The organism is Mycoplasma sp. 1018B, from assembly GCF_024582675.1.
Lineage (GTDB): Bacteria > Bacillota_I > Bacilli_A > Mycoplasmatales > Metamycoplasmataceae > Mycoplasmopsis.
Genome location: NZ_CP102084.1, coordinates 13,779 through 36,691, shown reverse-complemented (window position 1 = coordinate 36,691; position 22,913 = coordinate 13,779). Strand labels below are relative to the sequence as shown.

Annotated in this window: 21 protein-coding genes and 4 tRNA genes; 19 read left to right on the top strand and 6 right to left on the bottom strand. The window is 23.1% G+C overall.

What is annotated here, in order from left to right; all coding sequences use genetic code 4:
* Positions 1–73: 73 nt before the first annotated feature.
* The 5 genes from recO to NPA14_RS00170 all read left to right on the top strand — a co-directional run bounded on the left by recO (position 74) and on the right by NPA14_RS00170 (position 4,888).
* Entirely contained in the window at positions 74–799 is a 726-nt protein-coding gene (gene recO / locus NPA14_RS00190; protein ID WP_257075962.1) for a DNA repair protein RecO, read from the top strand.
* On the top strand, positions 769–1,635 hold the full coding sequence (locus NPA14_RS00185) for an MAGa3780 family membrane protein (RefSeq protein WP_257075961.1): 867 nt from the start codon (positions 769–771) through the stop codon (positions 1,633–1,635). Before recO ends, NPA14_RS00185 begins: the two co-directional genes overlap by 31 nt.
* 74 nt (positions 1,636–1,709) lie before the next feature.
* On the top strand, positions 1,710–2,678 hold the full coding sequence (locus tag NPA14_RS00180) for a bifunctional oligoribonuclease/PAP phosphatase NrnA (protein ID WP_257075959.1): 969 nt from the start codon (positions 1,710–1,712) through the stop codon (positions 2,676–2,678).
* Positions 2,678–3,658: a bifunctional oligoribonuclease/PAP phosphatase NrnA gene (locus NPA14_RS00175; RefSeq protein WP_257075957.1), complete on the top strand. Its 981-nt coding sequence runs from the start codon at positions 2,678–2,680 to the stop codon at positions 3,656–3,658. The genes NPA14_RS00180 and NPA14_RS00175 overlap by 1 nt, the downstream gene beginning before the upstream one ends.
* 39 nt (positions 3,659–3,697) lie before the next feature.
* Entirely contained in the window at positions 3,698–4,888 is a 1,191-nt protein-coding gene (locus NPA14_RS00170) for a phosphopentomutase (RefSeq protein ID WP_257075956.1), read from the top strand.
* A 31-nt stretch (positions 4,889–4,919) separates the two neighbouring features.
* Here NPA14_RS00170 and NPA14_RS00165 read toward each other — a convergent pair whose 3' ends face one another.
* The 5 genes from NPA14_RS00165 to NPA14_RS00145 all read right to left on the bottom strand — a co-directional run bounded on the left by NPA14_RS00165 (position 4,920) and on the right by NPA14_RS00145 (position 5,900).
* The gene (locus NPA14_RS00165; protein WP_257075954.1) at positions 4,920–5,366 is read right to left on the bottom strand and encodes an MscL family protein; all 447 of its coding nucleotides are present in this window, start codon (positions 5,364–5,366) and stop codon (positions 4,920–4,922) included.
* A gap of 81 nt (positions 5,367–5,447) precedes the next feature.
* Positions 5,448–5,523, bottom strand: a tRNA-Val gene (locus tag NPA14_RS00160).
* Between the two features lies 1 nt (position 5,524).
* Positions 5,525–5,600: transfer RNA gene (locus NPA14_RS00155), tRNA-Glu, on the bottom strand.
* A gap of 3 nt (positions 5,601–5,603) precedes the next feature.
* Positions 5,604–5,678: transfer RNA gene (locus tag NPA14_RS00150), tRNA-Asn, on the bottom strand.
* Positions 5,679–5,826: 148 nt separating this feature from the next.
* A tRNA-Gly gene (locus tag NPA14_RS00145) sits at positions 5,827–5,900 on the bottom strand.
* 95 nt (positions 5,901–5,995) lie between these two features.
* Here NPA14_RS00145 and secDF point away from each other — a divergent pair.
* From secDF to rpsO, 3 genes are all read left to right on the top strand, one after another.
* Positions 5,996–8,575 (top strand): protein translocase subunit SecDF, encoded by a 2,580-nt coding sequence (secDF, locus tag NPA14_RS00140; RefSeq protein WP_257075953.1) that lies wholly within the window; start codon positions 5,996–5,998, stop codon positions 8,573–8,575.
* 44 nt (positions 8,576–8,619) lie between these two features.
* A complete protein-coding gene (locus NPA14_RS00135; RefSeq protein WP_257075952.1) occupies positions 8,620–9,486 on the top strand; it encodes an FAD synthase in 867 nt (288 codons plus the stop codon).
* A 100-nt stretch (positions 9,487–9,586) separates the two neighbouring features.
* The gene (gene rpsO, locus NPA14_RS00130) at positions 9,587–9,853 is read left to right on the top strand and encodes a 30S ribosomal protein S15 (protein ID WP_257075951.1); all 267 of its coding nucleotides are present in this window, start codon (positions 9,587–9,589) and stop codon (positions 9,851–9,853) included.
* Positions 9,854–9,904: 51 nt separating this feature from the next.
* On the opposite strand, the gene argS is transcribed toward rpsO, so the two are convergent.
* The gene (gene argS, locus NPA14_RS00125; protein ID WP_373456857.1) at positions 9,905–11,536 is read right to left on the bottom strand and encodes an arginine--tRNA ligase; all 1,632 of its coding nucleotides are present in this window, start codon (positions 11,534–11,536) and stop codon (positions 9,905–9,907) included.
* A 91-nt stretch (positions 11,537–11,627) separates the two neighbouring features.
* Here argS and NPA14_RS00120 point away from each other — a divergent pair, with 91 nt between their 5' ends.
* The 11 genes from NPA14_RS00120 (at position 11,628) to NPA14_RS00070 (ending at position 22,907) form a co-directional block, all read left to right on the top strand.
* Entirely contained in the window at positions 11,628–11,900 is a 273-nt protein-coding gene (locus NPA14_RS00120; protein WP_257075949.1) for an HPr family phosphocarrier protein, read from the top strand.
* Between the two features lie 88 nt (positions 11,901–11,988).
* Entirely contained in the window at positions 11,989–12,834 is an 846-nt protein-coding gene (locus tag NPA14_RS00115; protein ID WP_257075948.1) for an ABC transporter permease subunit, read from the top strand.
* Positions 12,824–13,918, top strand: a complete 1,095-nt coding sequence (locus NPA14_RS00110; protein ID WP_257075947.1) for an ABC transporter permease subunit — start codon at positions 12,824–12,826, stop codon at positions 13,916–13,918. The genes NPA14_RS00115 and NPA14_RS00110 overlap by 11 nt, the downstream gene beginning before the upstream one ends.
* Positions 13,919–16,051, top strand: a complete 2,133-nt coding sequence (locus NPA14_RS00105) for an OppA family ABC transporter substrate-binding lipoprotein (protein ID WP_257075946.1) — start codon at positions 13,919–13,921, stop codon at positions 16,049–16,051.
* A gap of 178 nt (positions 16,052–16,229) precedes the next feature.
* Positions 16,230–17,414 (top strand): elongation factor Tu, encoded by a 1,185-nt coding sequence (gene tuf, locus NPA14_RS00100; protein WP_257075945.1) that lies wholly within the window; start codon positions 16,230–16,232, stop codon positions 17,412–17,414.
* A 388-nt stretch (positions 17,415–17,802) separates the two neighbouring features.
* Complete coding sequence (locus NPA14_RS00095; protein ID WP_257075944.1) at positions 17,803–19,083, top strand: putative cysteine peptidase; 1,281 nt, start codon at positions 17,803–17,805, stop codon at positions 19,081–19,083.
* 29 nt (positions 19,084–19,112) lie between these two features.
* The gene (locus NPA14_RS00090; RefSeq protein WP_257075942.1) at positions 19,113–19,646 is read left to right on the top strand and encodes a hypothetical protein; all 534 of its coding nucleotides are present in this window, start codon (positions 19,113–19,115) and stop codon (positions 19,644–19,646) included.
* Between the two features lie 141 nt (positions 19,647–19,787).
* Entirely contained in the window at positions 19,788–20,189 is a 402-nt protein-coding gene (gene tsaE / locus NPA14_RS00085; protein ID WP_306428728.1) for a tRNA (adenosine(37)-N6)-threonylcarbamoyltransferase complex ATPase subunit type 1 TsaE, read from the top strand.
* Between the two features lies 1 nt (position 20,190).
* Positions 20,191–20,754 (top strand): tRNA (adenosine(37)-N6)-threonylcarbamoyltransferase complex dimerization subunit type 1 TsaB, encoded by a 564-nt coding sequence (gene tsaB, locus NPA14_RS00080; RefSeq protein WP_257075940.1) that lies wholly within the window; start codon positions 20,191–20,193, stop codon positions 20,752–20,754.
* 2 nt (positions 20,755–20,756) lie between these two features.
* Complete coding sequence (locus NPA14_RS00075; RefSeq protein WP_257075939.1) at positions 20,757–21,380, top strand: hypothetical protein; 624 nt, start codon at positions 20,757–20,759, stop codon at positions 21,378–21,380.
* A gap of 186 nt (positions 21,381–21,566) precedes the next feature.
* Complete coding sequence (locus tag NPA14_RS00070) at positions 21,567–22,907, top strand: BMP family ABC transporter substrate-binding protein (protein ID WP_257075938.1); 1,341 nt, start codon at positions 21,567–21,569, stop codon at positions 22,905–22,907.
* The last annotated feature ends 6 nt before the right edge of the window (positions 22,908–22,913 follow it).

Sequence of the window (22,913 nt, the reverse complement as noted above, 5' to 3'; positions counted from 1 at the left end):
GTCATTTACTAATAATTTAGTAATTATAACATTTTACCAAATAATACTATAATTAAATTAACTAAGGAAATATATGAATAATGTTATTACTCAAGAAGTTATCTTGTTAGAAATAAATGATCTAAGTGCTAATGAAAATGATTGTATTATTAAAGTAATGTCAGAAAATGGTATTTTTAATTTATTAGCCAAAGGCATAAATAAAGCTCATTCTAAAAATCGAGCTAATTTGCTTATAGGTCAATTAATCAACATAGAATATTTTCCTTCTCGTTATGTTCATAGTTTAAGTAAATTAAAAAAAGCCACATTATTAACTACTCTTGATTATAAAAGAAATGATTTATTAGAATTTATTATTAAAATAAGTAATTTTTTAAATGCTTTTGCTTTTAATAAAACAACAAAAATTTTTTTTGAATATAAAAATATTATTAATCATATTAGTCAATTATCAAGTACTGAGTTAAATTTTGTAAAAACTTACTTATTAATGCAAGGTTTGTCTGATTTAGGAATTGAACCGATTTTTAATGGTTGTCATATTTGTTCTTCGAGAGAAAAAATTTCTAACTTTGATTTTTATAATGGCGGTTTTGAATGCTATAAACATAATAAAAATGTTTTTTTAAGTAGTAAAATATTAGAACTAATTTATTATTGTAAATTCAACTATGATAAATATATTAAATTAGTAAGTATTGAAATAGATACATTTATTTATCAACATTTATTAACTCATTATGAAAGGCATGGTATTTATTTATCATGAGATCAAAAAGTCAAAATAAAAATTTAATAAATATTTTTGCTTGATTTAAAAAACAAGAAATAATATATAAAATAACTTTCATTTTAACTTCTATTATTATTATTTCTTTATTTGTGGCAGCAATTACAAATTGAATAAATCAAACAAAAAATATTAACAATGCTTTTTTAAATTTAAAATTAGAAACTAAAAATGATCTTTTATCTGAAAAAAATGCAATTTTATTACCTCAAATGATAGCTAGATTTTGATTTAATACAGCAACATTTACTTATTTATCCAACACCTTTGTAGTTGTTGCTTTAATAATGTTTTTAATTTTTAACAAAAACATTTTAATTAAGCAAATGCTTTTTATGTCTAATCAATTTATCACTATTACTTTAATAGTTTTTTGAATCTTAATTTTTCCTGATAGTTTAAAAAATGGTAAATATCAAGATATTGGTTTATTATCTTCTATTTTGGTTCACTTAATAAATCCTTTATTAAGTTTAATTATTTTATTTATTAATAAAAAGAATATGCAAATAAGTCAAAAACAAATTTGATTAGCAACAATACCTGTTCTTCTTTTTTATTTTTTTGCTTTAATAACATTTTTTATTGCTTTAGATACTAAAAATTTATTAGAAATAAATATGCAAGTTAATATTAATTTATTTAAACATTTAAATTTATACATGTATTCATTTTTAAATTTTGCTCAACCTCTTTTTTATAGCGGTTCTAATCTAGCTTTAATTATTTTTTTAAATATATTAATAGTGATTGTTTTTTTCTTTTTTATTGTTGCTATTGGTTATTTTTGAAAATGAGTTTTTAAAATTTCCTATAAAACACATAAATTTAAAAATATATAAATGTGTTTTATTTTTTTAATCTAAATCTATAATTTAATTGTAATTATTTTTAATCTAACTTAAGGAGATTTTTTATGATAATAGGTTCATCAAAAATAGCAATTGATGCCATTGAAAAATATGATAATATAATTATTTTTCACCACATTAGACCTGATGGAGATTGTTTAGGTAGTCAAGCTGGATTAGCTGAATTAATTAGACTAAATTTCCCTAACAAAAAAGTTTTTACTCCAGGTAATAATGCTAATGTATTTAATTTTATGAATTATGAATATGATGAAATAGAAACCATTGATTTTAATAATTCTTTAGGTATTGTAGTTGATGCTTCATCTAGCGATAGAATCGAAACAGCACAATTATTATTAGAGAAAAAAACAACAGCTACTTTAAGAATAGATCATCACCCAAATGGTAGCGATATTGAATATGACTATTTATGAGTTGACGAATATTATGCAGCTGCTGCAGAAATGATCGCTCAAATTGCTTATGATGCAAAATGAAAAGTTAATGCTAAAGCTGCTCGTCACATTTATTTAGGAATTGTTACAGATAGCGGTAGATTTATGTATGCGGAAACTTCAGCTAGAACACACAAATTGACTGCCTTTTTATATGAACAAGCTGAATTAAACCCAGGTTCTATTTATTTAGAATTAAACAAACGTTCAATTAGTGATTTAAAATTTATTGGTGAAATTTTACAAAACTTTAAAAAGGAAGGTCGGGTTTTATATTATTCAGTAACTAATGAAATTTTAGAAAAATTTAATTTTGATAATCTTAAAGCAGCAAGTTTTGTTAATGAATTAGCTAATATTGAAAATAATTCATGTTGAGCTTTTTTTATTCAACTTCCTGACGGTAAAGTAAGAGGAAGATTGCGTTCAAATGGTCCTAAAGTTAATAATATAGCTAAACTTTACGGCGGGGGCGGACATGATAATGCTGCTGGTATTACTTTAGATTCTTTTGAACAAATACCACAAGTATTAAAACATTTAAATCAAGCTATTATAGATTGAGAGAATAAATAATGCATATAGGTTCTTGACAAGAAATAACTGAAAAAATTGAAAAATACGATTCAATTGTTATTTTTCATCATATTAGACCTGATGGAGATTGTTTAGGTAGTCAATTTGGTTTAAAAGAATTATTAAAATTAAATTATCCTAGTAAACAAATTTATGCAGTAGGAGATAGTAAAGGTGCTTTTAGTAACTTTATGAAATTTAATTTTGATCAATATCCTAATGAAAACATTTTAAAAAAATCTTTAGCTGTAATAGTTGATGCTAATTTTAAAGAAAGAATTGAAGCAAGAGAACTTTTAGATAAAAATCTTTTTGCTGAAACTATACGTATTGATCATCATCCTAATGAAGATGATTTAGACCAATGTACGCGGTGAGTGGAATCATCAAGAATAGCAGCTTGCGAAATGATTGCTGAATTAGCTTTTCAAAATAATTGACAATTTAACCAACAAGCAGCTAATTATGTTTTTTTAGGATTAGTAACTGATAGTGGAAGATTTTCATTTAATGATGTTTCTGCACGAACTCATGAATTAGCAGCATATTTATATGAGCAAAATCTTGATGCTGAAAAAATTTTTTCAGGGTTAGCAGCTACACAATTTTCTGATTTAAAATTACAATCGATTTTATTAGCAAATTTAAAAACTGTTGGAAAAGTAGCCTATACTACTATTAATTACGCTACTATTCAACAACTTAATAAAAAACCTAATGAATGTGTTAGAGTAAATTCCATAGGTAATATTGTTGGTTTTCCTCTTTGAGTACAATTTTTAGAAGAAGAAGATGGAAGAATAAGAGTGGAATATCGCTCTAATGGTCCAATCGTAAGAAATGTAGCAATTAAATGAGGCGGAGGCGGACATGAAAGAGCTTCTGGCTCAATGTTAACTTCTTTTGATGATATAGATGATGTAATTAAAGATTGTAACGAAGAAGTGGAAAGATATTTAAAAGAAAAAAATAAAATATAATTATAGATATAATAATTTAGAAAATTTATAGGAGAATTTATGCCTAAATTTAAAAGAATTTTTATGATTGTAACTGATGGGCTTGGAATTGGTCCAGATAGAGATCAAAAAAGTTTTGGTGATAAAGGAGCAAACACCATTTTATCTGCTTCTAAATCTGCTCTTTTCCATATTGATACTTGAAAAAAATTAGGAATAGGAAATATTACTACTCTTGATGGTAATTATCATGTTAAAGAACCGAAAGCATATGTTGCCAGAGTACAAGAAGTTTCTAATGCTAAAGATACATTAGCAGGACATTGAGAAATGATGGGAATTAAAACTAATGTTCCTTTCCCAACTTTTGCTGAAAATGGTTTTCCTCTTGATTTAATTGCTGAATTAGAAAAAGCTTTTGATAATAGAAAAATAATAGGAAATAAAACTGCTTCTGGAACTGCAATTATTGATGAATTGGCAAAAGAACAACAAGAAACAGGAGCTATTATAGTTTATACTTCTAATGATTCTGTATTACAAATTGCCGCACATGAAGAATGAATAGGTTTAGACAACTTATATCGTTATGGTAAATTAGCACGTCAAATTTGTTCTTCTAAACCTGAATGAAATGTAGGAAGAATTATAGTTAGACCATTTATCACAGGAGAAGATGGTAAATATGTAAGAACTTTTAATCGTCATGATTATGCAAATAAACCACCAAAATTAATATTAAATTCTTTAATGGATAATAATATTCCTACTATTAGTGTAGGTAAAATTAATGATATTTATGTTGGGCAGGGAATTTCAAAACATTTTCCTTCACAAGGTGATGCTGATGGAATGGATATTACTATTAAATTAGCTTCAGATCCTGAAACACAAGGTCTTATATTTACTAATTTAGTTCAATTTGATTCACATTATGGTCATAGAAGAGATGTAGACGGTTATGCATCTAATATAGCAACTTTAGATACTAAATTAGCAAAATTAATTAATGTAATGAATGAAGATGATTTATTAATTATGACTAGTGATCATGGTAATGACCCACTTTATCCTGGTTTTAATCACACTAGAGAATTATTACCTCTAACAATTTTTTCAAAATCATTTAAAAAACCAAGAGTTTTAAATGATGTAAATGGTTTAGGAACAGCTGGAAATATAATCGCTCGTAATTGAGATTTACCAATTGTAACTGAAACAGGTGATGATATTTTTGATCAATTAATTTAATAAAAAGGCATTTATTTCAAATGCCTTTTTATTATTTTGAATTTTTTAAATTAGTTATGTTGTTATTTAAATTTTTTAATTCTTCTAAAATTAATTCTTCTGTCGTTGGTTCTTTTACAGTCTGTGTTTCTTCTATTTGTTTAGATTCTTGTGAGGTTTTTTTAAAAAATTTTTCTTTATTTTTTCTTATAACTTCGATTATTATAAATGTTGTTCATAAAGCTATAAAAATAATTATTGCAACAATTAAAAATGATATTAAGGCTGCTAAAAATTTACCAATAAATATACCATTTACTTCTCATTGTTCTAAACCACCTGTATTTAAAACTTTAGCTATAGCTGCCATTATTACATGATTAGCTAAAGAACTTACAACCGCATTAAAAGAAGTACCTAATAATAAACCAATAGCTAACATGAACATGTTGCCACGTTTAACAACATTTCATGCATCTTTTCCTGCTTTTTTAATCATTTTATAATTATGCCATAATTTAAATGTTAAATTAAATAAAAAAAATAGTCCTTAGACTATTAGGAAAACCTTTGGAATAAATGGTAGAGAGTAAGGGGCTCGAACCCATGACCCTCGCCTTGTAAGGGCGATGCTCTCCCAACTGAGCTAACTCTCCATGGCAGTCTGTACGGGGATCGAACCCGTGTATGCATGGATGAAAACCATGTGTGTTAACCTCTTCACCAACAGACCAAATGGCGCCGATTACAAGGATCGAACTTGTGACCAACTGGTTAACAGCCAGCTGCTCTACCGCTGAGCTAAATCGGCATTTTTATAAATAACGTTATTATTATAACTAAAAATAAAAATTATTACAACAAAAAATAATTTTTTTTGACTATTATTCAAATTTAAAAAATAAAAATCTGATTATTTTAAAATATCAAAAATAATCAGATAGGTCTTAAAATAGATATGGAGGAAACGAGGGGAATCGAACCCCCATAGTCAGCATGGCAAGCTGATATTTTGCCATTAAATTACGTTTCCATACTATTAAATGATAGCACAAAAATAATTTTCATCTAATTTTTACTATTTTTTATTTTCACAGCTATATTATTTAATAATATAATTATTATCATATGTGAAGAAAATTTAAAAAAATAATTCATAATTCTTTTAAATTGTCTAATTGAAAAAGAATTTTTATCATAATATTTACTTTGATTGCATCTATTTGTGTAATTACTTTTACAAGTATTTTTTATTTGTCTAAAAATGTTAATAAAAGCATTGAATATAATAAAGGTATACAAGTATTAGTTCAAATTGATAATAATGCAAGTAAAATTTCTCAAAATGATACTAATGATATTATAAGAAATATAAATAATAGATTAACTGGTGGTGTATCATTTAACGGCACTAAAATAGAAGCTAAATCTTTGAATCAAATTGAAATAACTAAAACAGATGATTTCAACGATAAAGAAAAAGAAATATTTATTAAATCTATTATAGATAAATCTAATTTAATCTTCACTGATATTAATATGATACCTTTATTTGTTAATGGCAAATTTAATTCAAATAAAGAAAATATAGATTATGATAATTTGCAAAAATATATTGTTCCTTCGAAAATTAATAGTGCTAAAACAGAATTTGCTCAAACGGCAAATAATTATGCTATTCGAATTGAATTACAAGATTCAAGTGCACAAATTGCTTGAACAGATGCTACTGATTATATTTCTAAAAATGAGAACAAAACACTTTTGATGTGATTAAACTTAGATAAATTAATTAATTTAGCAAAAAGTGAATTTCCTCAACAATGATTAAATGCTAAAGAAAATCCGTACAATTTTGTTTTTGTAGATGAAAAACCTTTTATAGAAACTGATAATCAAGTTCAAAATAACATACTTAAATTAAAACAATTCAATGCTAAAGAATTTTTAATTAATCAAGAAACTATTTCGCAAACTTTAAGTGGTTCTTCTTTTTTAATTAACGGTAATTTTAATTCTTTAGAAGCGGAAAAAATAGCTGCTAATATAAATTATGGAACTTCAACATATGGATTAAATTTTTTAACTTCAAATTACATAGATAATACAAATACTTTTGGTTCATTCGAAAATATTTTAATAGCCGGTATTATCATATTATCTTTAATTATTATTTTTATGCTTATAAATTATGGATTATTAAGCGTTCTCAATACTATATCATTATCCTTATTCATCTTTTTAACTTTATTAATGTTTACAATCTTAAGAGGTGAATATTCACCAATAACTATAACATCTCTCATAATAGCTATATCAATAGCATTTAATACTAATATAACCATTTTCGAAAAATTAAAACAAGAAATTTATAATGGTGAAAAATTAAAAAAAGCTATAAAAAAAACATATAGATACTATACCAGTTCCATTCTGGATACGAATATTTTAATTTTACTCGTAGCTTTTATTATGTTTTATGTTGGTATAAATGATGTTAAAGCCTTTAGTTTAATATTAGTTTTTTCAGCGATTTTAAATATTATAATAATTTTATTTTTAACTAAATTACTTACTCATTTTTTAATCTTTACTGGTTATTTTGATAAAAAATTATGATTATTAGGAATTAATTATAAAAAAATTAATAATATTAATTCTAATACTTTTTATAACAAATATGATTATGAAAAAAATAGTAAATGATATTTCTTAAGCTCCATTTTAATTATTTGTATTGCTTTAATTATTTATGCTTCTATTAGTGGTTATAACAATAATATTTGAGATGGTTTTAATCGTTCATTTAGTTTAAAAACTAACACTAATATAATAATTCAAGGTGATTTAATTAATCCTATTACCAACTTAGAAGCACAAAATATTAAATCATTTTTATTAAATAATCAAGAAGCCTTGAAAATAAATAATTTAGATAATTATTTACATATTTTACCAGCTAATTATAACGTCAGTTTATTTAAAATAAGTATTAATATCTCTGAAGATTTAACAAATAATTTAGACAATATTAAAACTATTATTAATAATCAATTCCCATTATTAAATATAACAAGTTTTATTACAACACCTATAGAAATTAAACGTTTAATAATCAATGCTAGCACAGCTATAGGCATTTGTTCAATAATAATAATTATTTATGCATTAATTAAATTTAAATGAACTTATTCTTTAACTATTATGTTAATTTTAATACACAATATTTTATTAACTTTATCTATTATTGTAATTACTAGAATGATAATTTCTCCTATTATAATTAGTGCATTTTTAGCTATAATAATTCTATCTATTAATCACAGCTTCATGATTTTCAATCATTTAAAAAATAAAATAGATCAATTATATTATCAAGATTTTTTAAATAAAGAACAATTAAAACAATTACTTAATGAAACAATTAAAGAAAATATTAAAAAAATTTCGTTATCTCTATTAGTTACTCTTTCTATTATTATTGCTTTACTTGTTGTGCAAGCGCAAAATAATTTAATTTTTAATTTAACTTTAATATTAATATCAATAATTATTACTTATTCAACTATTTTTATTATTCCATGAATTTGAATAAAATTAGAAACTAAACGTCAATTAAATATCGAAAAAAGAATAAAAAATAAATATTGAGCTTTACCAGGAGCTGAAGAACAAATTTTTCCTGGAATAAATGATTTTAAAATTTAAAAAATAATACGTGTAAACGTATTATTTTAAATAAGGATATTATTATGCAAATTTTTACTATAAACAATAAAAAAAATTTTTATAAACCTATTTACTTATTTGGAGCTTTTGAAAGTTTTCATTTGGGTCATCAATCACTATTACAAAAAGCATTTGATCTAAAACAAAATGATACAAAACGTGATATTGTTCTAATTTATATAAAAGATGTTGAAAATTTACCTAAAAATTATCAAAAATTAATTTTTTCTAATGTGGAATACAGAATACAACAATTTGCAAATATGGGAATTCCCTATGCTATTGAATTAAATTTTAAAGAAATATCACATTTTGATGCTACAACTTTTTTCAATAGTATAATCAATACGCAAGACGAATTTACTCTTATAATAGGACCGGATGCTAAATTTGGCAAAAATGGCGAAGGCAATATAGAATGACTAAATACAAACTACCCAAATAATTATTTAATTATCGATGAATTATCATTAAATAATGGTCAAAAAATTTCTACTTCCTTTCTTAAAGAATGTCTTGTTTCTGGAGAAATTGAATTAGTGAATAATTTAAATTCTTATCATTATGGTTTTACTGCTCAAATTAATCAAATAAATAATAATACTTACACTTTAAATTATTCAAATAATATTATTAATATACCTTCAGGAATATATGCTGCTTATTTAGAAATGGGTGAATATACTCATTATGTTATTTTTGCCAAAAATTTACTTAAAAATCAATTGATGAATTTAGATTATAAATTAGATATTACTTCAAAAAATAAAGTTACAATTAAACCATTAAAATTAATAAAGACCATTTTTTCTAACGAAAATTTTGAAATACAAGAAAAAGATTTAGAAGAATGTAAAAAGTTTTTTGTACAAATAAACACTAAAAGTTAATTTTATGTTATTATTACATTATTAATAAATTAAATTTTAGACTTGGTATAATGTTTTAATTATTACTAGGCTAAAACATATTTCTTTAAAAAGGAGAATTATGATTACTAAAGAACAAAAACAAGAATTAGTTAAAAAATATGGTGCTAACGCAAAAGATACTGGTAATACTTTTGTTCAAATTGCTATTTTAACTGCTGAAATTGAAGATTTAAAACCTCATTTTACTAATAATCCAAAAGATTTTCATTCTAAAAGAGGGTTTTTAGCAAAAATTAACAAACGTAGAGTATTATTACAACATTTAAAACACACCAATTTTGAAACTTACCAAAAAGCTTTGAGTGAATTAAATTTAAGAAAATAATAAAAATGTTGCTTCCTAATAAAGCAACATTTTTATTATTTAAAATATTTATTACATATTGTGTGGAGTAGACAAACCCAAAAGTTTCAAACCATTTTCTAAAGTTATATTAACTGCTTTTACAATAGCTAATAAACTTTCTTCGTTTTCATGACCAATAATTTTACTACCATTAGAATATCAAGAATTAAATTCCTTAGCTAATTTAATTAGATATTGTGTTAATAAATGTGTTAAATATTTCTCTGCTGATTTTTCAATTATTTCAGGAAATTCTAATATTGTCGAAATCAATTTTTCGTCAGTTTCATTATTAAATTTTACGGCTTTTATATTTTTGTCTAATTTATTAGCTTTATTTAATAATGAATAAGCACGAGCATTAGCATATTGCACTAAAATTGCCGGATTATCATTGTTTTTACTTGTTGCTATATTAATATCAAAATCTAATTTAGAATTATAAGTTCTATCTAATAAAATAAATCTAGCACTATCAGTACCTACTAAATCAATAAAATCTCTTAAGAAAAATGATGTTCCTTTTCTTTTTGACATTTTAAATTCTTCACCATTTTTCATTAATTTTACCAGTTGCATTGATAAAACAATTAAATTTTCACCTTTATAGCCTAAGTCTTGCATTGCAGTTTGCATTCTTTTAATATAACCTGAATGATCAGCGCCTCATACATCTAAAAGTATTCCATTTCCTACTTTAAAATTGTTAGTTCTTTGAAATTTAATATCATGATAAGCAATATCAGGAGTAAAGTAAGTATATTCTCCATTACTTTTAATTATTACTCTATCTTTATCATCCCCGTAATTAGTAGTTTTTAATCAGGTAGCGCCATCTTTTTCATATGTGTTAGCTAATCTTGATATTGCATTTTTAATAACTTCACGATCATTTTCATATAATGATTTTTCGCTAAATCAAATTTTTATATCTGCTTTAAATTTAGCAAGATCTTTTTTAATTTCTCCTAAAAATAATTCAACCGATTCTTTTTTTCATAAATCCAAAATTTCATTTTCTAATTTAGCATTTTTAAATTTATTTCCATATTTTTTATAAAATTCTTGAGATGCTCAAATAATGTCTTCGCCTTTGTATGATTCTTCTGGCATTATATAAGAAGGATCAAAAATTTGTTGATATCTTGCAAATACACTTTCGGCTAATAAATTTATTTGATTACCTGCATCATTTATGTAATATTCTCTTGTTACTTTTCATCCTGAAAATTCAACAATATTAGCTAAAGCAGAACCAATGGCAGCATTTCTGGCATGCCCAACATGTAAATATCCAGTAGGATTTGCTGAAACATATTCAATATTAATTTTTCCCACTCTATTGCCTTTACCATAATCATTGCCTAGTTTTAAAACGTTATTTATATTTTCTACTAACAATTCTTGTTCAATAAAAAAATTTATAAATCCTGGACCTGCTATTTCTATATTCTTAAGATACAATTCTTTTTTCTTTGATTCTAATCTTAAAATAATTTCTTTAGCTAATTCTATAGGATTGTAATTTTTATTCCCCATTGCCATATTTGTTGCTAAATCTGCATAAGATTTAGGTTCAATTAAAAATATCTCCTTTTCTATTTTTAATTCTTCTGCAATAGTTTTTAATTCTTTTAAAAGTTTTTCTTTTATATTGATCATACTTATTTAAAATTATATCTTATTTATTGATTTATAAATAGTTTTACATTTACTAGTGTTATAATATAAATAGAATTTTGCAGGAGATATTATGAAAACATTTAGTGCAACTATTATAGATCCAATTGGTCTTCACGCTCGTCCAACAAGCTTTATAGCATCAGAAGCTTCTAAATTTAAAAGTGATATTGTTATCGTTTTGGATAAAACTGGTAAAGTAGGTAATCTAAAATCAGTAATGATGATACTTTCTATGAACATTAGAAAAAATGATGTTATCACAATTAAAGCTAATGGTGAAGATGAAGAACAAGCAATACATGAACTTTTAAAGGCGTTTAAGTCTAATAATTTAATTGCTTAATTTGCCTTGTAGAACGGCAAAAATGCTTATTTTTCACTATCTTATTAAAAAAATATTGTCTAACTTAATAATTTTTTTAGGTATCAGTATGTGTGCCTTTATTTTTTTGTATCTTCTTTTGCCCAATGATAAAACTTTTGCTAATAATTTAAAAGATGTTTTATTAAATTTAACAAAAATTAATCAAAATACTATTAATTTCTATTATTATTTTTCTCATAGTTTAATTATTATTGCCAGTTCTTTATTAATATCTTTAATTTTAGGTATACCAATTGGCAGTTTAATAGCTTTAAAAAGTAATAGATCCTTTTCAATCTTATTTTCACTTATTTTATATTTAATTATTGCTTTCCCTATTTTTATTCTTGCTCCTCTATTAATTAAAATAGCAGAAATAAATGATATTCCTGTCTTGTTTTTGAATTGAAATCAATTTGATATTCAGTATGTTATTTATTCTTTATTTTTACCTATTGTTTTACTTATCTTACCTTTATTTGTTTTTATTACTATTATTAGTAAAAATACAATAATTAAATTTCAAAAACAACCATTTGTGTTGCAAATGTATGCTCTAGGAATGAATGATATACAAGTATATTTCAAAGTGTTTTTTAAGCGAATTTGCGCACAAATATTTTTACAATTTAATAATATTCTTTTGTTTGTTATTACTTTAAGCATTATTATTGAAAGAATTTTTCTTATTCCAGGACAATCAATTTTTTTAATTTTTGCTTTTGATAATAAAAATATAAGTTTAATCATGCAATTTATAATTATTAATTTATTGTTAATGCAATTTAATTATTTAATTACTAATTTTTTACATCAATATTTAAATAATAATTTAATAATTAACAAACATTCTAACTTTTTAAAACAACAAATTATTAATAAATGATTTTTAAGGAGAAACATTGAAAAATAATTTTTTTAAAAAAGATCTTTTCCAATTCACTAAACAAAAAAGATTGAATATCGAATTAATTCATCAAGAAAAAAATAATTCCAAGACTGTTTTAAAAAGATTTTTAAGTAAAAAAATTAATTTAATACTATTGATAATATTGATGTTATTTATTTTCTTTTTAATTTTTCTTCTTATATTTTATCCTTATCCTTTTAATAAAAATATTCAAAATTCTCAACTTTTCTATAATTTACCAAATTATTTAACACCTCAAATTACTAAAAATTTTGATAATAATGATAGTTTTTATCTTTTAATAAAAAAAATCAATAATTCTGAAATCATTTTAAAAGAAAATACTTTTTTAGACAAAATTCAAATAACATATAATCCTTATAAATTAATAGAATATTTAAATAATCAAAAATATATTTTTCTTTTCGGCACAAATGATTTAGGCATTGATAGATTGGCTAATTATTTATTTAATTTTGCTTGATCAATTTTTTTAGTTACTATAATAACGCTTATTCAAAGTACTATTGGTATTTTTTTAGGTATTACATTAGGTTTTTACTTTAATAAAAAATTTTTAAAAATTAGTTATTTTTTACTCAATAGTTTAACTACAATACCCTTAATAATTATCATCATTATTATTTTTAAAATAACTTCTTATAATAATTGAAAAATTATCTTATTTTTAAGTTTATTTGGTTTTGTTGGTTTTTTTAACGTTGCTTATAATCAAACTCAAAATTTAAAAAAAGAGGAATATATTATTGCCTATAAATCTATAGGAACAAGTAATCTTAGAATAATATTTAAATATATATGCCCTAAAGTTATTTTTTATACATTTAGTATTTGAACAGATAATATAACTTTAAATTTAGTTGTTTTTTCCTCATTAGCTTTTTTTAATATTAAAGATTTTGAATCTTATTTAAATATTGGTAATATTATCAAAAATTTACTTAATGAATTAAATAATATGCCTTATGTTTTGTTTAGCATTATTAATCTAATATTATTTATCTTTATTGTAAAATGATTATCAGTTAATATTTATAGTAGTTATGAATTTATTTTGGAGTATTAAATGAAAATAAGTAAATATCTTTTTCTTAGTAATATAATTATCACACCCTTAATATTACATAGTTGTAATGTTAGACATGTACAAGATAAATATACTTATACAAAATCTTTTAATCATCCAAATGTTAATCTTAATTATCAAAATATTAATAAAGTTAAGCGTGTAGAAACAGATTTTGAATCTTTACTTCATTCGCCTCTAATAAGTTGAAAATTTGATAATAAAGCTAAATATGATAACAATAATCATCAATTTTATGAATCTACAAATAAATATCTTACATTTGGATTAGCAAATAAAATTATAATTAAGACATTTGATAACACTTTTATTTTCGATAGAGACAATGTTAATTATAATAACTTAAATAATTCCAGTGATAATGGGATTATAAGAATAAATTCTAATGACAACCGCAATATTAATTCATTATTTTTTATTGAAAAACTTCATGAGGCACAACAAATAATTTTTGAATTGAAAACTAGTTTTTATGTTAATTCATTAGGTGAAAATACACAAGAAATTATTAAACCAGAAGATTATTGAAATTCATTTGAAAATGATTGAGAAAATTTAATTAATTTACTTAGTGAATATCAAATTAAAGCACCAGAAAAAGATGATTTTTTGAATTCTGTTGTTTTTAATATTAAAAATAACAATGAAAATATTATTAATTTTATTTTAAATGAAATAACAACTAATATGATATTCAATCCACTTAGTAAAAAAGATCTTTCAAATGTTAATAAACTTCTATTTTCTTCTCCATATATACTTAATACTAATACTATAAATCAACAAATTTTTATTAAAAATTCTTTTTATCCAAAAAACGATTTTATTTTCAACAATAGTAATTTAAAAAAAATTATTTTAAATTATAATTCTTTGCCTCTTGATGAAAATACCTTTAATTTTCAACAACACCAATCCTTTAAACAAAATTTAATATCTGAAGTAAATTATGACGATTTTAATAAAAACATTCAAAATGAAATTGATAAAAATCCTTTAATTTACGGATTAACTTTTAATAATCCGAATATTTCTAATTCTTTTGGTAATAAAATATTCATTAATTTTGAAATTAATAAAGAATTAATTGATACAAAATTTGCGTACATATTTTATGGAAATGCATTATATGATGATTTACATAATGATGATTTTTTTAGCGAAGAAAGAATTGCTTTTAGAAATTTATTTTTCAATATTTTAAATCCTTTTACAATTGTAAATCAACTAAATAAATCAAATTATTGAATCTCTAAAGTTCCAGAAAATATGCAATTAAAAAAATATTTGACAATTGATTTAAAAGATAATTTAAATTTTAATAATATTATTTTGTGAAAAGAAAATTCATTAATAAAAATATCAGAATTTGATTATAAAAAACATTTTGAAAATAATTTCAATAACTTTTATAATGCTTTCAAAAGTCCTTATTTTAATAAAATTAAATCTAATCTAAATAAATTAATAGATTATTTCTATGATAAATATCATTGAAATAATAATGAAAAAATTAATATTAATATGCCCATTTTTGAAAAAGAAAACTCAAAAATAAAAAAAATATACAAAGATGTAGAAAAAATAATAAATGATATTGATAATAGATTAAATATTAAATTTATTTTTGTTGATCAAAATGATACTAAATATTTTTTAAAATATCAAAATCAAATTAGTTCTAATTATAATTTTGAAATTTTTGCAATTAATTTATTATTTAATCAAAATTATCTAGTTGAATTATTACAACAAATTAAAAAAGGTAAAAACGAGGCGTTAAATCAAAATTTTGTTGAAATTATTCTTAAAATAAAAAACATTATCAACCTAATTGATAAAAACATTTTAAATAAAAAACAATATCTAACAAATATTGACAAAGAAAAAATAATTAGTATCAAATATAAAATTCAAGAAAAATTGAAAGATTTAACTTTAGATGAACAAATAAACACAATAAAGGCATTTGATTTTTATCTTTTAAATCCTTTTAGTACTTCTAATTTTCAACAATTATCACATAGTAATAAACAAATTGTTCAAATACATTTTAACAAACCACTAAATGATTTAGGATATACTCAATATTTTGATATATTAGTTTTATAAGATATCTTTTATCAATAATTCTTTTAAATTTTTATTATTTAATATAAAATATTAAATATTATTGATTAATTTATATTTTTATTAATAATGCAATAAGCGTGTTGGACAGGATGCAGATGAAAGACTGCACTTAGGTAGGTTTTAGCGCTAAAACATATTTATTTATGAAAGGAAAAACATGGCAAAATTAGATTTTAATCGTAGTAAAGACCACGTTAATATTGGTACAATTGGTCACGTTGACCATGGTAAAACTACTTTAACAGCTGCTATTGCTACTGTATTAGCAAAAAAAGGTTTAGCTGAAGCTCGTGACTATGCGTCAATCGATAATGCACCAGAAGAAAAAGCTCGTGGTATAACAATTAATACATCACATATCGAATATGAAACAGAAAAACGTCACTATGCACACGTTGACTGTCCTGGTCACGCCGATTACATTAAAAACATGATTACCGGTGCTGCACAAATGGACGGTGCTATCTTAGTTGTTGCTGCAACTGATGGTCCTATGCCTCAAACACGTGAGCACATTCTTCTTTCAAAACAAGTTGGTGTTCCACGTATGGTTGTTTTCTTAAACAAATGTGATATGGTTGATGATGAAGAAATGCTTGAATTAGTTGAAATGGAAATTAGAGACTTATTAAGCAAATATGGTTTTGATGGAGAAAACGCTCCTATTATCCGTGGTTCAGCAAAATTAGCTGTTGAAGGCGATGCTGCTTATGAAACTAAAATTATGGAATTAATGGATGCAGTTGATTCATACATTGAAACTCCAGTTAAAGAATTTGACAAACCATTCTTAATGGCTGTTGAAGACGTTTTCACAATTACAGGTCGTGGTACAGTTGCTACAGGACGTGTTGAACGTGGAAGATTAACCTTAAACGAAGAAGTTGAAATCGTTGGTTTAAAAGCTACTAAAAAAACTGTTGTTACAGGTATGGAAATGTTCCGTAAAAACCTTAAAGAAGTTCAAGCTGGTGACAATGCTGGTTTATTACTTCGTGGTATTGAAAAATCACAAATTGAACGTGGTCAAGTTATTGCAAAACCAGGTTCAATTATCCCTCACACAGAATTTAAAGCTGCAATTTATGTATTAACCAAAGAAGAAGGTGGACGTCACACTCCATTCTTTAAAAACTATAAACCTCAATTCTACTTCCGTACAACAGACGTTACAGGTGGTGTAGAATTTGAAGCTGGTCGTGAAATGGTTACCCCAGGAGAAAATGTTGACTTAACTGTTAAGTTAATTGCTCCTATTGCTGTTGAAGAAGGTACTAAATTCTCTATCCGTGAAGGTGGGCACACCGTTGGTTACGGTAGTGTAACAAGCATTATTAAATAATTTATTTTGTATAATTAAAATAATTATTCATGCATTGGGCAAAATTATTTAAAATCACTATCCTATGATAGTGATTTTTTATATATTTATTTTTATTTTATTTTCATATTAACAACTTGTAATAGTTAAACAAAAACTAAAATTATTTCATTTTTATACCAAAAAGAAAGAAAAAATAAATAAAACTATCAAATTTTTTATCAATAACAATTTTGTACAATTCAATTTTTAGTGAGTATAAAAACATATTTTTATAAATAAAATGAATTATTCAATTGAATAATTTGAATGTTTAAATATCATTTTAAAACTATTTAGATTTCCTATTGCATTTACTTTAACTTTTTAAAGTAATATAATTAATATATATAAAAGGGGAAGTTTTTATATGAAAAAATTCAAAAAGAAAATTAATATACTATTATTTAGCTCTATTTCTACTACACCATTTTTAGTGGCATTAAGTATGAATATTAAAGAAAATAATAGTTTATTAGACAGCGAAATTAAAAAAATAAAAAGTTTAATACCAGAAGCAGAAAATGTAATATTTCATAAAGAAATACAAGATATTAAAAATAAAAAATTGCTTTTAATAGTATTTGATAATTATTATAGTGTATTAGACATAGACTCTAATATAACAATAGAAATAAATAACACTAAAGTTCCTATTCATTTAGTTAATATGAATATTATTTATGGTGGTTTTTTAGGTATTCTTACTGTAAATGAAAATAAATATTTTGATGTTAACAATATAGAAGTATCATATGATGATATAGAAAAAGCATATATTACAATTGATAAAAATCGTGAAAAACCATCAAATAATATAAAAATAAGAAAAAAAAGAAGTAATGATACTAATAATAATTATCCATATATTAATTATGATTATAATGGTGTATTTAAAGTAAGTACAACTGTGCCTTATTCTTGGTGATTTGCTTCAAGAGATAACAAAGAAAAATCAGGATATGTTGATTTGAGTTTTGATATAACTCATTCAGGGGAAAAAGGTTTATGTGAATATGTGGCTTTAAGCCAATTAATGTTATATAATGAAATATTTATTAAATCAGGGATTTTTAGTAAGGAAAAATTTGACTTTTATACAAAAGATAGTGGTCATGACAAAATTTTAGAAAATTCATCTCCTGTTTTTAGATATCATTTATATAATAAACCAGAATCAAGTTTAGCTATGACCTTATTTAATAATGCCGGTAGAAAATTAAATCTAAAAACTGGAAAACTTTATGAAACAGCAATAAAGAAATTTATTAATAATAATGATGAAATAAATAAATGAAATTTTAATCATAAATATGGTGGTTATAAAAAAACGTGAGAATATGTAAAAAAAGGAGTACCTACCATATTAGGAGTCGCCCCTATAGAAGGATTTTGACCTAATCACGCTTATATAATGTATGGTTATGATGATAAAACTGATATGTTTCTAGGATCAATGGCCTGAGGGCAAAAGAGAACTAACTCTGTTTTATATTCATATTATACTAGTGCATGGGGTTCTTATTATTTTAATATTGAATTAAAGAATAAAAAGGATTTAGGCAAAGTAAATAGTGTATTCAAATTTTATGATACATATTTTACAGGAAAGACAATTGATAATTTTATAAAAAGTAGAACAAGCTGGTAATAAATTTATCTTAGATAATAAGAGTTTTTATGAAAACAAATATTTTAAATAGAAAAATAATAATGAGATACATTTCAATATTTACTTGAATTGCTTTAATTATTTCATTAATTTTTCTGCCAATATTTATTTATATTTTAAATGATCAATTAAGGTGAACTACTTATCCATCAATTCAAGAAAAAATAAATTATAGTTTAACTCATTTTTCGAATTGAAATATTTTAAAATTTTTTGTGCCTTTATGAACTGTAATTTTATTTTCCTTTTTACTTTATTTTATAAGCTTAAAAATAGTACATAAAAATAATTCTCTTAATTCTTTATTGGTAATAAGAAATGTTGACTTTATTAACCCTAAATTAAGTAAAAGAAATGATTTAATAATTGCTTCAATAATGTTATTTTTAATGAACTTAGTAATAATTGCATTTGCAAGTTTAATACTTCCTTTTACTTTATATATACACACGGCAGTAACTATACCATTTTTTGTTTTAATGCTTATACACGTATTTTTAAACATGCTTAACTTTATAGCAATTATTAAAGAAAGAAATTAGTTTTGAATAAATAAAATAGAATTCATTAAAACGTGACAATATAAACGGGACACATACTAAAAAAAGTGTCCCGTTTATATTGTCGCGTTTAAGATAATAAGTTTTTATATATTTATTTTTGTCTTGTTTTTATTATAATTAATGAAAATGAAAATTAAATATGTTGCAAAAAATTTGACTGATCTAAAAACAATTTCAACTTTTGTTTTAAATAAACTTACTCCAAGTAAAATGGTATTATTATCAGGAGAATTAGGAGCAGGCAAAACAGCTTTAATAAAACAAATAGCTAAAGACCTAAAAATAAAAGAAAATATAACTTCTCCAACTTTTAATTACATTAAAATATACAATGGTTTAGTACATATTGATGCTTACAATTTAAACGGTGATTTAAGTGAATTTGAAGATTATTTTGAAGATAATTTAATAGCAATTGAATGAGCAGAAAACATAGATTTATATGTTGATAATTATCTTTATATTAATGTAAAAGTACTAGAAAATAATTCTAGAGAATATATTATTAAAGTAAGGAATTAATATGCATTTATATTTAGATACAGCAAATGATGATTTTGTTTTAGCAATTTTTGATTCAAAATTTAATATTTTAAAACAAATCATTTTACATAATTACCCTAAAAAAGTTAATCTAATAGTTGAATATGTCGAAAAATTTTTAAAGGAATTAAAACTTTCAATAAATGATTTTAAAACTTTTTATTTAAATATTGGCCCTGGTTATTTCACAGGAGTAAGAATAGGTTTAGTTTATTTAAGAACAATAGCTTTACTAACTAATGCTCAAATTAAAACTACAAGTACATTTCAAATATTAAACAAACAATATCCTGAGCAAAAAACTCTAGCTATTAATGCAGCAGGAAATAAATTCTATATTTGAAATGTTCAAGAAATATTTAATTCTTCAAATATTGAAATTAGATTAATCAATGAAAATAAAAATCTTTTATTTAAAATAAAATATGAAGAATTTATTAACAATTTTAGTAAATATTTATCTTTATTTAAAGATAATCCAAATATAATGGATATTGAACCATACTATATTAAAATGCCTCAAATTGGACAAAAAGGAAAATAAACATGAAATTAAAAATAATTAAATTAACTTCCTTAACTACAACCTTATTACCATTAACAATAATTGCTTGCAGTGAAACACAAAGTGATAATGAACGTGCAAATAGTGAAATTGATAAACTTTATAATAATTTTAATAATACTTTGAATTTATTAGAACAAGAATATAAAACAAGTTTTTTTTATAATTTAATTTTTCAAAATATAAAAAATCACATAGCTAGTTTAAGTAAAGAACAAAATATTGAAACCTTAAAAGAAAAAATTAAAAATTATTCTTATGAAGAAAAAACTAAATATATTAAAGAGTCCTTAGAATATTTAAAAAAGAATAGTTTGATTAAAGAATTTGATGCCTTAAAAGCATTATTAACATTATTGCCTAATAATAGTGAAAATTCAACAACTATTATTTCATTAATAGATACTATTTCTAAATTATTTAAAGAAAAAATAGAAACTATTAATAAATTAGAAAATGATAAAGATTTAACTATAAAATATATTCAAACAATAAATAATTTAATTGATCAATTAAGAGATTTTCTTATAAAAAATAAAGAAATTATTTTAAAAACTCAAGATATTTTTAGTTCTTTTTTACCTAGTTTAAATTTAAATAACTAATCAAATGTGTAAATTTTTATTTTTTTTCACATTTGGTTTTTTATTTATTAGCATAAATAAACATATATTTTATTTTAATTTATAATTTATATAGTCATATACTAACACTTACTAACACTAAAAAATCAAAAAAATTAGTATATGAAGTTTAAAAATATTTTTAAACAAGAACAATAAGGAGAATACATGAAAAAAAGAGTTAAAAACTTACTTGCTATAGGTGCTTTAAGTAGTTCTTTAACAATTTTACCTATAGTAGCTATATCATGTGAAAATGGTGTTTCTAAACACCCATTAGCACCTAGAGATAAAGTTGCTGGCATTCAAACCAGAAGTGAATTTCAAATAACTTCTGAACAATTAGAAAAAGTTCCTCATATTGCTGTTGTAACTGACGGTGGTGTTTTAGAAGATAAATCATTTAACCAATCAAGTTGAGAAGCTATTGTAGATTTAGCAGAACAAAATAAAATTCCTGCTAATAAATATAATGTTTATCAAACTGTAGGAGAAAATTTTGCTGAACAATATGATGCTGCAGTAAATAATGGAGCTCAAATTCTTGTACTTACTGGTTTTCATCATGGGGAAAAATTTGGTTTATGAACCCAAAATGAACGTAACAAACAAAGAATAAAAGACAACAAAATGATTATTATCGCTATAGACTTTGGTTTTGACTTTAATGATAAAGATTACAAACATATGTCTGATTTAGAAGGATATATTATTTCAATTCAATACAACACTAAAGAAGCAGGTTTTATTGCTGGCCATGCAGTGGCTAATTTCTTAAAAGATAAAAAAGCAGAAGAAAGAACTTTTAGTGCTTTTGGTGGTGGAGCATTCCCTGGTGTAACTGATTTTATCGAAGGTTTTATGAAAGGTATTTATGAATTTAATAATAAAAACCTTGATAAAAAAACTACCATTAAAACTAATAATAATGAAGTTTACTTAGATTCATTCTTCAATCCTAGCGATACTGAAAAACAAACCCTTGTTCGTGTTAATTCTATAGATTTAAAACCAACTGTTATTTTACCTGTAGCTGGATTATGAAACCAATTTGTAAGTAGTCAACCATCAGTTCCTTATCTTGTTGGTGTTGATACTGATCAAGCTATTTCAGACCATTCACAATCTTCAAAATATTTCACTTCTATTATCAAAAAAATTGGACAATCATTATATGATGTTGTTGGTGCAATTATTAGTGAAAAAGCTTCCTATTTAAATGGTTTTGAATTAGGAGTTAAAAATGCTACTGTTGTAAATGGTGTTAAAGAAGGATGAACCGGTGTTACATCAACTCATTTACAAGGTAACGAAACTGCTTTAGCTAATGCAAGTTTAGAAGAAGCACAAAAAATTTATAATTCTTTAGACGAAGCTACACACAAATGACTAGTTGATAATGTTGTTGAAAAAAATGGTTCAGTAGTTTCAAATGCCAAAGATAGAATTAATCAATTAGCAGCCTTAATTAATAAAACAGTAGAAACCTCTACAAATACTCAATCTTAATTAACT